Origin of the sequence: Microbacterium sp. Leaf320 (genome assembly GCF_001423485.1) — a bacterium.
Taxonomy (GTDB): Bacteria; Actinomycetota; Actinomycetes; order Actinomycetales; family Microbacteriaceae; genus Microbacterium.
Window position 1 is genome coordinate 21,397 of sequence record NZ_LMOD01000005.1, and the last position, 14,092, is coordinate 35,488.

14 protein-coding genes and 1 tRNA gene are annotated in these 14,092 nt (G+C 69.0%); 6 read left to right on the forward strand and 9 right to left on the reverse strand.

Features of this window, described 5'->3' with window-relative positions; genetic code table 11:
• Positions 1–16 precede the first annotated feature (16 nt).
• The gene (locus ASF63_RS16005; protein WP_056516392.1) at positions 17–214 is read right to left on the reverse strand and encodes a hypothetical protein; all 198 of its coding nucleotides are present in this window, start codon (positions 212–214) and stop codon (positions 17–19) included.
• Positions 211–795 carry a GNAT family N-acetyltransferase gene (locus ASF63_RS16010; RefSeq protein WP_056516393.1) on the reverse strand — a complete coding sequence of 195 codons (585 nt, stop codon included), beginning with the start codon at positions 793–795 and terminating at the stop codon, positions 211–213. Before ASF63_RS16010 ends, ASF63_RS16005 begins: the two co-directional genes overlap by 4 nt.
• A gap of 118 nt (positions 796–913) precedes the next feature.
• Here ASF63_RS16010 and ASF63_RS16015 point away from each other — a divergent pair.
• A tRNA-Pro gene (locus ASF63_RS16015) sits at positions 914–990 on the forward strand.
• 163 nt (positions 991–1,153) lie between these two features.
• Entirely contained in the window at positions 1,154–1,321 is a 168-nt protein-coding gene (locus tag ASF63_RS19180) for a hypothetical protein (RefSeq protein ID WP_157534413.1), read from the forward strand.
• A gap of 87 nt (positions 1,322–1,408) precedes the next feature.
• Here the strand turns inward: ASF63_RS19180 and ASF63_RS16020 are convergent, their stop codons facing one another.
• Positions 1,409–1,684, reverse strand: a complete 276-nt coding sequence (locus tag ASF63_RS16020) for a hypothetical protein (RefSeq protein ID WP_056516395.1) — start codon at positions 1,682–1,684, stop codon at positions 1,409–1,411.
• A gap of 64 nt (positions 1,685–1,748) precedes the next feature.
• Positions 1,749–2,234: a MarR family winged helix-turn-helix transcriptional regulator gene (locus ASF63_RS16025; RefSeq protein ID WP_235560834.1), complete on the reverse strand. Its 486-nt coding sequence runs from the start codon at positions 2,232–2,234 to the stop codon at positions 1,749–1,751.
• A gap of 75 nt (positions 2,235–2,309) precedes the next feature.
• On the opposite strand from ASF63_RS16025, the gene ASF63_RS16030 reads away from it, so the two are divergent.
• Positions 2,310–3,209, forward strand: coding sequence for a VOC family protein (locus ASF63_RS16030; RefSeq protein ID WP_235560835.1), 900 nt, complete (start codon positions 2,310–2,312; stop codon positions 3,207–3,209).
• A 66-nt stretch (positions 3,210–3,275) separates the two neighbouring features.
• On the opposite strand, the gene ASF63_RS16035 is transcribed toward ASF63_RS16030, so the two are convergent.
• Both ASF63_RS16035 and ASF63_RS16040 read right to left on the reverse strand, forming a co-directional pair.
• Entirely contained in the window at positions 3,276–4,865 is a 1,590-nt protein-coding gene (locus ASF63_RS16035) for an amidohydrolase (RefSeq protein ID WP_056516400.1), read from the reverse strand.
• Positions 4,865–6,103: an MFS transporter gene (locus tag ASF63_RS16040; RefSeq protein WP_056517292.1), complete on the reverse strand. Its 1,239-nt coding sequence runs from the start codon at positions 6,101–6,103 to the stop codon at positions 4,865–4,867. Before ASF63_RS16040 ends, ASF63_RS16035 begins: the two co-directional genes overlap by 1 nt.
• A gap of 183 nt (positions 6,104–6,286) precedes the next feature.
• Between ASF63_RS16040 and ASF63_RS16045 the strand changes: the two genes are divergently transcribed.
• Entirely contained in the window at positions 6,287–6,889 is a 603-nt protein-coding gene (locus tag ASF63_RS16045; RefSeq protein ID WP_056516402.1) for a TetR/AcrR family transcriptional regulator C-terminal domain-containing protein, read from the forward strand.
• A 324-nt stretch (positions 6,890–7,213) separates the two neighbouring features.
• Positions 7,214–7,606, forward strand: a complete 393-nt coding sequence (locus tag ASF63_RS16050; RefSeq protein WP_056516406.1) for a hypothetical protein — start codon at positions 7,214–7,216, stop codon at positions 7,604–7,606.
• A 43-nt stretch (positions 7,607–7,649) separates the two neighbouring features.
• Here the strand turns inward: ASF63_RS16050 and ASF63_RS16055 are convergent, their stop codons facing one another.
• Genes ASF63_RS16055 through ASF63_RS16065 form a run of 3 tightly spaced genes read right to left on the reverse strand, consistent with a single transcriptional unit; the run spans position 7,650 to position 13,455 of the window.
• A complete protein-coding gene (locus ASF63_RS16055; protein ID WP_056516410.1) occupies positions 7,650–11,123 on the reverse strand; it encodes an error-prone DNA polymerase in 3,474 nt (1,157 codons plus the stop codon).
• Complete coding sequence (locus ASF63_RS16060; protein WP_056516413.1) at positions 11,123–12,661, reverse strand: DNA polymerase Y family protein; 1,539 nt, start codon at positions 12,659–12,661, stop codon at positions 11,123–11,125. The genes ASF63_RS16055 and ASF63_RS16060 overlap by 1 nt, the downstream gene beginning before the upstream one ends.
• Positions 12,658–13,455 (reverse strand): hypothetical protein, encoded by a 798-nt coding sequence (locus ASF63_RS16065; protein ID WP_235560836.1) that lies wholly within the window; start codon positions 13,453–13,455, stop codon positions 12,658–12,660. Before ASF63_RS16065 ends, ASF63_RS16060 begins: the two co-directional genes overlap by 4 nt.
• A gap of 132 nt (positions 13,456–13,587) precedes the next feature.
• Between ASF63_RS16065 and ASF63_RS16070 the strand changes: the two genes are divergently transcribed.
• On the forward strand, positions 13,588–14,058 hold the full coding sequence (locus ASF63_RS16070) for a prepilin peptidase (RefSeq protein WP_056516416.1): 471 nt from the start codon (positions 13,588–13,590) through the stop codon (positions 14,056–14,058).
• Positions 14,059–14,092: the final 34 nt, after the last annotated feature.

Below are 14,092 nucleotides of genomic sequence, written 5' to 3' on the forward strand. Positions count from 1 at the left end.
CCACGCTAGCGGTCGGTCAGGGCGCGAGCGAGCGGCTCTGGAGCTCGAGATGTTCGCGAAGGATGCGGATCGCCTTCGGCCCGACGCCGTGAATGGCAAGGAGTTGACGCTCGGAGGCGTCGTCGAACTGGTCGAGGCGCGTGAAGCCGTGCAGAGCCAGCTCACGTCGCGCGACCTTGCCCATCGAAGCGGGCAGGTCGGAGTCGTCGCTCATGCGGTCAGCTCCAGCGCGACGAGCGTTCGACCGGGCTTCATCTCGGTCTGCTCCGCGAATCCCGCGGCCAGGAACGTGCTCAGCGTCCCGTGGAACAGATCGTTGGTGCGCTTCTTCTCGCCGCGGGTGTCGACCGGATAGCCCTCGATGAGCCGCGCTCCGGATGCTCGCGCGAAACCGACCGCAGCACGCAGCAGCTCGTGGTTTAGCCCCGACCCTCGATGCTCGCGGCGGACGACGAAGCACGTCACCGCCCAGACCGAATCGTCGTCGAACGACTCGTCGGTGGCAGCTGCGATCATGCGGGTGCGCGGAATCCGCGCCTGCAACGAGCGCGGGCCGATGCGGATCCATCCTGCGGCCTCGCCGTCGACGTAGGCGATCAGGCCCGGAGGAGGGCCTTCGGCGATCTCGTCGCGGAGCATCTCCGTTCGCTGCGGAGTGGTCGTCTCGTTCCAGTCCTTATTGCTGAGCATCGGCCAGATGCACTGACAGCTGGCGCCGTCGCCGCCACCGGTGAGCGCATGCTGAACGTCATCCCACCGGGCGGTCGTCGCCACCTCTGTCGTGATCGTCACCATGCATGCGACCGTACGCCGGCCCTCCGACACCCCGCAACGCCCGGCGGGCGCTCGGTTCGCGGAGCGCCCGCGAGTGGGGCTAAGATAGGGGAGTTGCCTGCGCGAGAGTGCAGAACAACGGGCTGTGGCGCAGCTTGGTAGCGCACTTGACTGGGGGTCAAGGGGTCGCAGGTTCAAATCCTGTCAGCCCGACCACGAAGCCCCGGAGGACCGCAAGAATCAGGCGGATCTCCGGGGCTTTTTCCGTACCTGGGATACGCGGATCCCCACATCATCCGGATCCCGCCGCCCGTCAACCCCCTCCGCCGATCGGACGCCCACGCGTAGCGTCGGGTCTTCACCGAACAGAGGAGATGCGATGAGCGATCTGCAGAACACGCACGGAACGCCCGGTGGCGACGAAGAGGCGGACACGGCCTCCGGCGGCGCTCCTGAGGAGTCGTCGTCGAAGAGCACCGACGAGATCCTCGAGGACGAGACCACAGACGAAGACGGCAAGCCGCTCGAGAATCCGTCCGGCGGCTGAGTCGATCCCGGACCCAGACGAAACGAGGCCCCTGTCCAGCCTCCGGGCCGGATGGGGGTCTCGTGTGTACGGGAAGGGCCCGTCGAGCTACGCCGTGCGCACCGTGAGCATCCGCCAGCCCTCGGGGACCTTCGCCCGGAGGGATGTCATGTCCTCGGCTTCGATCTGCTCGATGCCGTCGACGCGCTTGAACGTGCCCATGGCCTCCATCTTCGCCTCGCCCTTGAGCATACGCACGGGGGCCGACGTCAGATCGAACCCGGGCTTGCGATGCTGCTCGAGCTCCACGAGCACCTCTGCGAGGGTCGTCCCGATCACGTCGGCGGTGCTGGACTCGACGGGGCGGATCAGAGCGATGAGCATCGTCCCAGCCTATGCCGCGATCGCAGCGCTGCCCGATGCCGCACCGGAGCGGATCGCCGAGCGTTCACCGAGGCGCAGGGGAGCGGTGCTCTCCACCCGTGAGGCGTGCGGTGATCGCCCCCGTGATCTCGGCGAGCGATTCCAGCTGCGCGGGCGTCAGCGCATCGATCACGAGCCGCCGGGCCGTCTCGATGTGCCCGGGCATCGCATGGATCAGCTCTCGTCGCCCCTCGGCGGTGAGGCGCACGTCGGTCGCGCGCCTGTCTTCGGGGCTGGGGAAGCGGTCGACGATGCCGCGGGTCGCGAGCCGGCTGCAGACATGTGAGAGCCGGGGGAGCGTGGCGTTGGTCGATGCGGCCAGCTCAGTCATCCGCAGAGTGTTCTCGGGCGCGAAGCGCAGAGCGGTCAGCACCGTGAACTCGAAATGCGTCAGGTGCGCGTCCCTCTGCAGCTGCGAGTCCAGCGCGGCGGGAAGCAGCTGCGATACGGCGATCAGCCCGAGCCAGGCTTCGGACTCGCGCTCGTCCATTCGAGGAACCCGGAATACCATGGGCTCATCGTACGTTAGTTGTAGCAACAATCAATTGAGACGACGCCCCACATCTCGGGCGGAACGGAGCCGATCATGACAGGCACGATCGACGCCTGGCGTGCCCCGGCCGTAGCCACGGCAGGCTCCGCGCCCGACGGGGCTCGGATGAACGCGGTCGAGCTGCTGGTCCGAGACCTCGACGCGATGACGGACTACTACCAGCAGGCCGTGACCCTCGACGTCCTCGACCAGTCCGGCGCGACTGCGACCCTCGGTCGTGCCGGCGAACCGATCATGCGGCTGCGCCAGGAGAAAGACCTCCCGGCGGCCGATCCCCGCGCCGCCGGGCTGTACCACACGGCGATCCTGTTCCAGGATGAGTCGCGCCTGGCGGCCGCGCTGCTGTCGGTGGCCCAGCGCGCGCCGCAGACCTTCACGGGGTCGGCCGACCACCTCGTCAGCGAGGCGTTCTACTTCACCGACCCCGAAGGCAACGGGCTCGAGCTCTATCACGACCGTCCGCGCGAGCAGTGGCAAGTCGCTCCGGACGGCTCGGTGCACATGGACTCGCTCGCACTCGACCCGAATCAGTTCCTCCGGCAGTGGCTGGCGCCGGAGGCCGTGGACGACGGCCAGACGGCGACGATCGGCCACGTGCACCTGCAGGTCGGAGACATCCCGACGGCCCGCCTGTTCTACTCCGACATCCTCGGATTCGACGTCACGGCTGCTCTCGGGAACTCGGCGCTGTTCGTGTCTGCGGGCGGATATCACCATCACATCGGCATGAACACCTGGCAGAGCGCCGGAGCAGGACCACGCGCGGCCGCCCTCGGACTCGGCGACGTGCGCGTGAGCGTGCCCACTCGCTCCGACATCGACGAACTCGCCGACCGCCTCTCGTTCCACGGCGTCCCGTCGGAGGACGACGGCCGCACGCTGCGGCTGAGCGACCCGTGGGGAACCCGGCTGGCGCTCACTCCGGACGACTGATCCGAGCTGATCGCCGACGGGCGGAGAGGCCCCAGCCGGGCAGGCCGACGATCCTCCGTCTCCTTCTCAGGCCTCGTACGCCGCGCGTCCGGCGATCACCGTCCGCACGACCCGCGCTGTGAGCAGGGAACCACTGCCCGCAGTGAACGGATCGGTGTCGAGCACCGCGAAGTCCGCTGCCTGACCGACCGCTATGCGGCCCCGCCAGGCTCCGTCGCCGATCGACGCCGCAGCATCCCGTGTGGCATGAGCGATCGCGCGATCGAGTGGCAGTGCGAACTGCGGATGCACGGCCGGCGAGTCGGGATCCAGGGCTGATGCCCGCGTCGCGGCGACATACATGTTCGCGAGAGCCTCGTGCGGGGCGGTCGGCGCATCGGTCGAGAACGCGAGCAGCGCTCCGGCATCTTCGTACTCCGGCCAGGCGAACGCACGATCGGCGCGGTCGTCGCCGAGCTGCGCGGCCCAGTTCGCGAAGATCGCCGGGTCGGCATGCACCGGTTGCATGGATGCCGTCACGCCGAGGCGCGCCATCCGCTCGGCCGTCCCGGGCGCCGCGTACTCGAGGTGCTCGATCCGGTGGCGACGCGGGAGGTCGCCGTTGACCGCGATCGCATGCTCGATGGCGTCCAGCGCGAGGGTGCTCGCCTCGTCGCCGATCGCATGCATCGCCACCTGCAACCCGGCGGCATCCGCTGCGGCGACCACCGGCAGCAGGCGCTCGGCGGGCCAGATCGGAGCCGCGTTCGTCCCGTCGGCGTAGGGCGCCCGCATCGCGGCTGTGCACGCGTCGATCGTGCCGTCGAGGACGAGTTTGATGCCGATCACCCTGACACCGGTGGTCTCAGCGTCGGCGAGTCGCGTCGCCTCGGCGACCTGAGCCAGGTTGGCCTCGTCGTCGCCGGTGTTCGCGACGAACCAGTGCGCGGCGATCCGCAGCGGGAGCCCGCCCCGTTCCGCCGCTCGTCTGAGCGCTTGCAGGGCGAGACCGTCGAATGCCATGTCGACGGCGCCGGTGACCCCGGATGCGAGGTAGGCCTCGACGACCCGCTCGACGGCGGCATCCCGCTGCGCGTCCGTGGTCACAGCGTCGCGGTGGGCCCAGGCATGCTGCTGCGCCGCGGTCTCGTAGAGCATCCCGGTCGCCTCGCCGTCTGCATCTCTTTCGATCCTTCCGCCGATCGGATCCGGTGTGTCGCGGGTGATGCCGAGGGCGCTCAGCGCGGCCGAGTTCACCCAGCAGGAGTGATAGTCGTTCGCGTCGAGGTAGACCGGGATGTCCGAGACGACGGCGTCGATCATCGCGGATGTCGGTGCGCCACCGGGTATCGCGTCGAAGAGCCATCCACGTCCGCGCAGTTCTCCGTCGGCGCTCTGTCGCGCCCGGCTCAGTCTGCTCTGGATCTCCTCGAGCGAGCCCGCGTCGGTGAGTCCCACCTGTCCGAGCGCCTCGCCCATCATGAGCAGGTGGGTATGCGCATCGGTGAATCCGGGGAGCACTGTGCGGCCACCGAGGTCGACGGTCTCGTCGACAGGAGGCGCGTCGGCTGCTGCGCCGACGAAGGCGAACGACTCCCCGTCGACGACGACGGCATCGGCCCAGGCGACGTCGTCGGCGGTGAAGAAGCGGGCGTTGCGGAAAAGCGTGCGAGCCATCAGAGGGTCTCCCGAGCGGTGTCGGCGGCACGCTCGAGGCGTGTGGAGAGGAGGGCGATCGCGCTCGCGGGCACCGCGAGGACGAAGCTCGCGATGCCGAGAGTGACGGCGAAGCCCTGGAACCCGAGAACGCTCACGAGCGCGGCGCCGATCACAGGCGTGAGTGCCGAGCCCACCAGGTAGACGGCGAGGAGCGGTCCCGACCAGCGACCGTCTGCGTCGAGTGCCGCCGAGGTCGCCACGAAGTACATGAAGGCGATCGCGTACACGGTGTTCCAGGCGATGAAGACGACGATGAACGCGGTGGGGTCGGTCGTGAATCCCTCGACGATCTTGAGCACACCTCCGGAGAGCAACAGCACCGCGAGCGGGACTGCTCGACCCAGCCGGGACCCGACGATCATCAGCAGCACAGACCCGACGAGTCCGCCCGCCGTCGCGCCGCTGAGCGCGAGGCCGAGTCCTTCCGGTGTCAGCCCCGTCTGTTCTGCGCCCATCACGCCGGCCATCGCCCAGAGCGAATCCTCACTCGCCGCCCACAGGGCGAACACGACGAGCAGACCGAAGCCGGCGATCGTGACCGTGCGCGAACGCGCGGGGGAGAGTCGGACCGTGCCGGTCGGCGGCACCTCGATCGGCATCGCTTCGGCCACCGCAGCCGCTGCCCGAGGATCCACGACCGGGGCGGCCGGCAGCCAGGCAGAGACGAGGAGACCGAGGACGCTGAACAGTGCCAGCGCGCCGAAGACGTCGATCGGGGCCAGGCCGACGAGGGGGATGACCGCGAGGACGATCGTGATCACGCCGCGGTTCGCGAGACCGTTGAAACCGGCGACACGGTCGGGGTTGCGGAAGGCGGCGAGGGCGGCGCCGGATGCCGCGACGGCACCGCCGGCGCCCGCCCCGCCGAGGAGGAGCGCCGGAAGCATGAGCGAGGGGACGAGGGCAGCCGCGGCGAAGCCGACCGCCGCGATCGCGAGCCCCGCCCGCGCGACGGTGCGTCGGTGCGCGCCGGCGCAGAGCGGCGCGATGGCGAGGCCGGTCACCGCGGTGAGCAGCAGAGTCGCGGTGACGAGCCAGCTCGCGGCGAGCACGTCGATGCCGAGACCGGTCTGCGCGGCCGTGATCATGTAGGGCGACAGGTTGACGCCGAGGTAGCCGGCGATGCCGATCGCGAAGGTGGCGGTGGCGGTGGGCAGCCGAAGGGGGACTCGGGTGCTGAGGTCGATGGCGGTCATGAATCTCCCACGGAGAGGGGGCACGTCGATGTGCGCGGATGTGATGCCGGAGTGCGTCGGGTGGGGCACGATCTCGTAAACGAATGGTGTTCGTCAACGAATGGTGTTCACTATTATGCACAGGAGGGATGCTGCGGGGAAGGACTTTCTCGCCACCCCACCGGATCAGAGAGCGAGCGTGCGATGCCCAGGCCGTCGAGTCCCCTTCTGTCGCCCGAGATCATCGGCGCGGCCGGCCTCGAGCTGTCGAGGGCGGGAGAGCCCTTCGGAGTGAATGCGATCGCCCGCAGGCTGGGCGTGCGCCCCTCGTCTCTGTACAACCACGTCGACGGCATGGACGGCATCATCGAGCTCATGCGCGGCAGGCTCATCGAGGACTACCGCGTCGAATCGCACGACGAACCCTGGGATCGGTTCCTCATCGAACTGCTCCGGCGGCAGCGGCACATGTACGCCGACCACCCGTCGCTCGTGCCTCTGCTGATCGGCAAGACCATCACCCACCCCGCGGTGATCGCGGCCTATGACGACCTCGCGACCGTGCTCGTCGAGGGCGGCTTCCCCGACGACGAGGTGCTCACGGTGATAGCGGTCATCGACGCCTTCGCGATCGGCTTCGGCCTCGACCTGGCCTCACCGGACGAGGTGTGGGAGCCCGGGGAGGGCACTCGCACACTCGGTCGGGTGCTCGACGGGGCGGAGCGTGGCACCGCCAGGGCCGACCGCACGTTCGAACTCGGCGTCGGGCTGCTTCTCGACTCGCTGCGTGCGCGCCTCGTGCGCTGAGCCGGATCGGGACGGCGACGGCGGATGATCGCACGCGCGTGCGCCCCGAGCTGAGCGGGACTGGTTGCCCTCTCGAGTCATCCAAACCCCATTTTGGATCGCTCGAGAGGGCTCACCGTCCTTCCCGGACGGTAGGGGAGGCGGCGAAAGACTTTTCGCTGCTCTCTCGACTGATATCCCCAGATGTTCAGCCGGTAGCCCCCGCTACTCCTTGCAGAATATCGCTTAATCGTCTTGTCCGCCATTTGGGGGACAAATAAATCTACGAATGTTTCTTCCGAGACTGGGGTTTGCCGCGAGAACGTCCACTCATAGAGTGGTTTCATGGACAGAAAGCTCGTGGTCAACGCGCCCCTCGCCATCGCGCACGGACACCGTGTCGAGGTGTCGGAGCACGTCGACGAGCTGACCGGTGAGTCCGTGATCCTCTCTGTCATCGACCTCGACACCCGCATCCGGTATCGCCGCCCCGAAGAGCAGCGGGAGCGGGTCAGCCGGTGGCTGGGCCGTGTCGTCGATTGCACCGTGACGATCGGTGTCGGCCACGGGACGCGCACAGTGCTCACGGTCGACATCGACGGCGACGGACGAGGTGCGACGAGCGCACGAACGGCTCTGCACGGCGCGGATGCCGCGGTGGACGCGGCGAAAGCCGAAGCAGACCGCTGGGGTGGCGGGGATCGCGTGCCCGAACCGGAGCCTGAGCGCTTCTGGTGAGCACTCCGCGGATCCCCTGAGCGGCGGTGCGCCGACAGCACGCTCATCGGAAGTCCCGCGAGCGATGGGTCACTCCGGTGCGGAGGTCCTCGAAGGCATCTGCGAGGACGTTCACGACGCCCTCCGCCGAGCGCTCGAGGATGCCGCGGATGATGAGAGCGGGCGAATCACGGGCCACCCGGTGATATCGGCTCCACACCCCTGTCGAGCAGATGACGTTGACCAGGCCGCTCTCATCCTCGAGGTTGAGGAACGTGACGCCCGCTGCGGTCGCCGGGCGCTGACGATGCGTCACGAGGCCTGCGACCTCGATGCGTCGTCCTGTCTCGTGGCCCTGGAGGTCGAGGGAGGTGAGCACGCCCCTCTCGCGGAGGAGTGCGCGGAAGTGCGCCATCGGGTGGTCATCGGTCGAGACGCCGGTGGCCCACAGATCAGCGGAGAGCCGCTCGTAGCTGGACTGATCCGTGAACAGCGGCGGCTGCACGGCGACGGTCGTTCCCGGGAGGAATCGCGAGCGGTCCTCCGCGGCCGCTCCGGACAGCCAGATCGCCTCTCGGCGCTGGAGTCCGAGACACTCGAACGCACCGGCGGTCGCGAGGGCCTCCAGCTGCGCAGCAGTGGCATCCGTCCGCCTCACCAGATCGTTCAGATCGCGGAAGAGGCCGCCTGACTCGCGCTCGGCGACGATCCGCTCAGCCAACGGCAGACCGATGCCGCGCACTCCGCCGAGTCCCATGCGCACCGCATACCCGCCGTCTCTGCGATGTGCCGCCGATTCGTCGGGCAGGGATCGGTCGAAGCGCGGCACGCGGGGTTGCAGCGGGTCGGGGCAGGAATCCAGTCCTGTCGGAGCTCGCAGGGGTGCTCCCTCGAGTGGTTCCAGGGTCTCGGTCGCACCCGAGGAGTGCAGATCGGGACGCCGGACCTCGACTCCGTGTCGACGAGCGTCTGCGGTGAGCGTCGAGGCGGAGTAGAAGCCCATCGGCTGCGACCGCAGCAGCCCAGCGAGGAACGCAGCCGGGTAGTGCAGCTTGAGCCAGGAGCTGGCGTAGACGAGCAGGGCGAAGGACAGCGAGTGCGATTCGGCGAAACCGAAGTTCGAGAACGCCTGGATCTGCGCGTAGATGCGATCCGACTGCTCGGCGGAGAGCCCGCGCCTGGTCATCCCCGCATAGAGCTTGTCGCGGACCTTCTCGATCTTCTCGAGTCCGCGCTTGGATCCCATGGCGCGTCTGAGCAGGTCGGCTTCGTCGGCTGTGCAGTCGCCGATGGCCGTCGCCATCTGGATCAGCTGCTCCTGGAAGATCGGGATGCCCAGCGTCCGCTCGAGGATCGGCTTGAGATCGTCGTGCGGATAGGGGATCTCGAGCACCACCGGGTCTTCGCCCCTGGCAGCCCTGGCACGGTTCTCCTCGTCGAGTGCGTCCTTCGCCATCTTGCGGCGGACGAAGGGATGCACCGCCCCGCCCTGGATGGGCCCAGGACGGATGAGCGCGATCTGGATGGCGAGGTCGTAGAAGGCCCGAGGCTGCAGCCGGGGGAGCAAGCCGATCTGCGCACGCGACTCGACCTGGAACACCCCGATCGAATCCGCACGGCAGAGCATGTCGTAGACCGCCGGCTCTTCTTTGGGCAGCGTCTCGAGGGTCCACCGTTCGCCCGTGGCATCGTGGATGAGGTCGAAGCAGTGCTGGAGGGCTGCCAGCATCCCGAGGCCCAGCAGATCGAACTTGACGAGCCCCATCCAGGCCGCATCGTCTTTGTCCCACTGGATGACGGTGCGGTTCTCCATGCGCGCATGCTCCACGGGCACGACCTCGCCCACGGGTCTGGCAGTCAGCACCATGCCGCCGGAGTGTATGCCGAGATGCCGAGGCGCCTTCAGCAGCTCGCCCGCATACTCGAGCACGTTCGCGGGGATGTCGTGCTCCTCGGCGACCTCGAGCCCTGTGCTCCATCCGTCGACCTGCCGAGACCAGGCGTCCTGCTGTCCGGGCGAGTAGCCGAGAGCCCTCGCCATGTCGCGCACGGCGTTCTTCGGTCGGTACTGGATGACATTCGCCACCTGCGCCGCGCGTTCCCTCCCGTACTGGCGGTACACCCACTGGATGATCTCCTCGCGTCGGTCGGAGTCGAAGTCCACATCGATGTCCGGCTCCTCCTGGCGTGTGGTCGCGAGGAAGCGCTCGAAGGGCAGGCGGTAGAGGATCGGGTCGACGGCGGTGATCCCGAGCAGATAGCAGACGGCGCTCGCCGCAGCCGAGCCGCGACCCTGACAGAGGATGCCGAGACGCTTCGCCTCGGTGACGATCCCGTGCACGATGAGGAAGTAGCCGGGGAAGTCCTTCTCCTCGATGACGTCGAGCTCGCGGCCGATCCTGCGGCGACCGTCGGCATCCAGGCGCGGATACTTCGTAGGCACGGCCTCCCACACCAGGTGTCGCAGCCAGCTCATCGGAGTGTGGCCGTCCGGCACCTCCTGCTTCGGGAGCGCAGGGCGCGCCCGGCGGAGAGGGAAGGCGGATGCCGCGGCGAGCTCCAGCCCGTACGAGATCGCGCCGGGGTGACGCCGGAAGCGCGCCGCCATCTCCGCACCGCTGCGCAGATGCGCCCCTCCGTGTGCGGGGAGCCAGCCGTCGAGATCGTCCATGCTGCGCACGGCCCGCACCGCGGCGACGGCTTCGGCGAGCGACGCCCGCTCGGGTGCGGCGTAGTGCACGTTGTTGGTCGCCACCACGGGCAGCCTCATCCGTCTGGCGAGGTCTGCGAGAGCATCGTTGCGTCGTGAGTCCTGCGGATCGCCGTGGTCGAAGAGCTCGACGGCGACGTGGTCCTGCCCGAACAGATCGACCAGGCGGCGCAGCGGGGTGTGTGCGTCACCGGCTTCGAGTCCGCGGCGGACGCCGCCCTTGCGGCACCCGGTGAGGATCGTCCAGTGCCCGTCTGCGGTGGCGGCCAGCTCGTCGAGGTCGTAGACGGGGCGGCCCTTCTCTCCACCGCGGAGGTGCGCGGCCGTCATCGCTCCGGAGAGCCGGTGGTAACCCTCCAAGCCGTCGGCGAGCACGAGCAGATGGTCGCCGATCGGATCGGGGGCGCCCCGCTGAGGTGCGTCGAGTCCGAGGGAGAGCTCGGCCCCGTACACGGTCTGCACCTTGACATCCATCAGCTCTGCGACCTCGGCGAAGCGGGCCGCACCGTAGAAGCCATCGTGGTCGGTGAGCGCCAGAGCGGTCAGGCCCAGCCGCTCGGCCTCGGCGAGGAGATCTTCGGGGGAGGAGGCGCCGTCGAGGAAGGAGTACGACGAATGCGCATGCAGTTCGGCGTAGGGGACGGCGTCCGCCGGTCGTCCGACCGTGGTCGGAGGAGTCCTCTTGCGCCGGGTGCTGATGGGGCCGGGGTCCGGACGCGTGCCCGGTCGCGTGCTCGGTGGTGTCCCGCCGGTCGGGTAGGGCGACTCCTCACCGCTGAGGGTGCGTTCCAGCTCGTTCCACGACAGAGGCGGATTGTGCCAACCCATCAGCGATACCTCCCCTCGGCCCACCAGCGATCGCCCGTGCAGAAGACCAACCAGGCGCGGTCATGATCGTCGATGATCTGCAGGCGGTGTCCTCGCTTGCCGCCGGTGGCATCCCATCGGCGCTCGTGGATGGGCCACGGGCCCGCCCATGCCTGCACATCGTCACCGTCGATGCGGCTCGGTGCCGCGGAGAGCGCCCCTCGCTCGTCGACGAGGACCGTCGCACCATCGGGAGCGAGCACTCCGATCGGCCGAGGTGGTCGGAACACCTCGGCGGGAAGCGGATCCGGAAGGCTCCCCGGCCAGGGGCGGCCGGGGTCTCGGGGTGCGACCGCGCGTTCTCCCCAGGGCGTGAGCACCTGTCGGTCGGCGAGCCAGCGCCCGCCGGAGAGCGCTGCGGTCACGACGCCCTCGTGGCCGAGCATCGTCTGCACACGGGAGATGGCGTGGTGCAGACGCTCATCGGTGCCTGAGCCGAAGAGGCCCGGCTGGTGGTGTGCGGCATCATCGACGGCCACGGGGATGATCCGCACCAGTTCGATGCCGCCGAAAGCCCGCGCCTCGTCGATCGGCTCTTTGGCGGACTCCGTCCCCAGGGCTTCGAGCTGCCAGCGGACCCTGTCTACGAGGTCGGCCGCATCGAAGCAGGTCGGGTGCAGCCAGGGGCGGGAGAACACCGCGCCGTTGTCGTCGATCAGGTCGATGCGCACCTCGGTGCACACGACCGATGCGTCGCCGAGAGCGAGCATCACCGCATCTGCCGTCTGCCGGACCGCGAATGCCACCTGATCGGCCCCGGCCAGAGCAGGCTCGAACTCGACGGAGCGCACGAGCTCGGGGTCGGGTGGCCGCGGCACCACGGCGCGGGAGTCCGCTCCGGCGGCGAGGGCGTGCAGGCGGGCGCCGCGCTCGCCGAAGCGATCACGCACCTCGATCTCGTCGAGGCCGGCGAACTCGCCGAGCGTTCGCACCCCCAGCCGGATCAGAAGACCGGTGAGCTGTTCGTCGCGCAGCACGCTCACGGGCAGCGGGTCGAGGAAGTCCTTCGCGTGCCCCGCGGGCACGACGGTGCAGGGTGTGCGCCCCCTGGCGGCGAGTTCTGCCGTGAAGGGCCCGTCGGCGATGCCGACTCGAACCTCGGGGAAGCCGGCGTCGGCGAGGACGTCGATCAGCGCCCGACCGGCTTCGGCTTCACCGTCGTGGTACCGGGAGATGCCCCGTGCGCGCACTGCCGCGAGCCCCGGACGCAGCAGAGCCGCACCGGGGGCGTGCTTCTCGATGATCTGCAGCACCGGCAGGAAGGCCCGCTCGTCTCGGGCGGCATCGTGGGCAAGCACGCGCAGCGACGAGATGTGTCCCTGCGCGACGCGGCGACGCTGACCTGCGCGTACGCCGTGCTCCCTGGCCGATGCAGTGCAGGCGATGACGGTGTTCGCCTGCACCAGGGCTGTCGGCGCATGCGGTGGGGGTCCGCCGAGAGCTGCTCGCAACGGCCAGTCGGGGAACCACAGGACCAGGACACGGAGAGGCGAGGTCATCCGGCCACCGCCAGGGGCGGGTACTCGCGCGGGGTGCCGGCTACGCCGCGCAGACCATGCAGCGTGGTCGGCTCGGCCGTGATCTCTCCGGCCCTCTTCTCGGTCGGCAGCTCCTCGACCGCTCCGTGGGTTCCGGGAAGGCGCACACGGACGCTCGAGGACAGTGGGCTGTGCCTCGTCCTCGCGGTCACTGTCGCCGTCGATCCCTCGATCAGCCCCCACCCCTCGCCGACCCCGAGCCAGTGCTGGTCATGGAGCCGGATCGCGCCCTCGCTCTGTGGCCAAGCTCCCGTGGACGTGGACTCGGTGACCAGGAGCGTGCTCCCACGATCGCGGAGTCGGGCGCTCAGACGGGACACATCGGCATCGCGTGCTCTGCTGCCCGGCTGCACCGCGATCAGCGGCACGACCTCGGCGAGTGCGGAGGTCGCGGCGAGCCAGCGGTCTCCCGGCTCGGGGACGAGGATCAACCGGGCGAGTTCGATGCCGAAGGCGGCTGCGGCCTCGACCCCCAGTGTGGGCATACCCACCACTGCGCACCAGTGCCCCTTGCTCGACGCGGCGGCGAGCAGGGCGAGGACGAGGCTGGGTGAGGGTGAGACGGTGTAGGCCGTGCCGGTCTGCAGTCCCTCTTCGGGGAGCAGGGAGGAGAAGGCCGGATCGAGGGGCAGCAGCGGATGCTCGCTGCGTCTGCGCTGCATGCGGCTGATCTCCCGGCGCAGCCGAAGCACCTCTCCGGCGCGGGAGTCGCCAGCCGGAGAGAGCGCGGTCACCGCATCGAGCCCGATCCCCATGAATCCATCCTCGAAGATATGTACTAATAAAGCAACTGGAGATGATCACGATAGTTCGAACCTCCGACATGGGGGCAGGGGGTTATCCACACCCGGCCGAAGACGGCATCCGTCTTCTCCTAGCCTTCCGGGATGGATCTCCGCAGCGTGCTCGTCGTGACCGTCCACCTGCTGCTGTTCGTGGTCGGCTGCCGACTCGTCGTGATCGACATCCGCACCCATCGGCTGCCGGACCGGATCGTCCTGCCCACCCTCGCCGCTCTCCTCGTGCTCAGTGCGGTCGATGCCCTGGTGTCCGGTGATAGCGGCGCGCTGACAAGAGCTGCGCTCGGCATGCTGATCCTCGGCGGTTTCTACGCGATGCTCCGTCTGCTCGGCCGAGAGGGGATGGGCGGGGGAGATGTGAAGCTCGCCGCCGCGATCGGTCTGGTGCTCGGATGGCACAGCTGGCAGGCGCTCGCCGTGGGCGCGGCATCGGCCTTCGTCCTCGGAGCGCTGTACGCGCTGGCGCTGATGGCATCGCACGCGGCCGACCGATCCACGCGCATCGCCTTCGGGCCGTGGATGATCCTCGGCGCGCTCCTGGGCATACTCGGGGGATGACCCCTCATCCGCGATGACGGGGATAGGGTGAGCA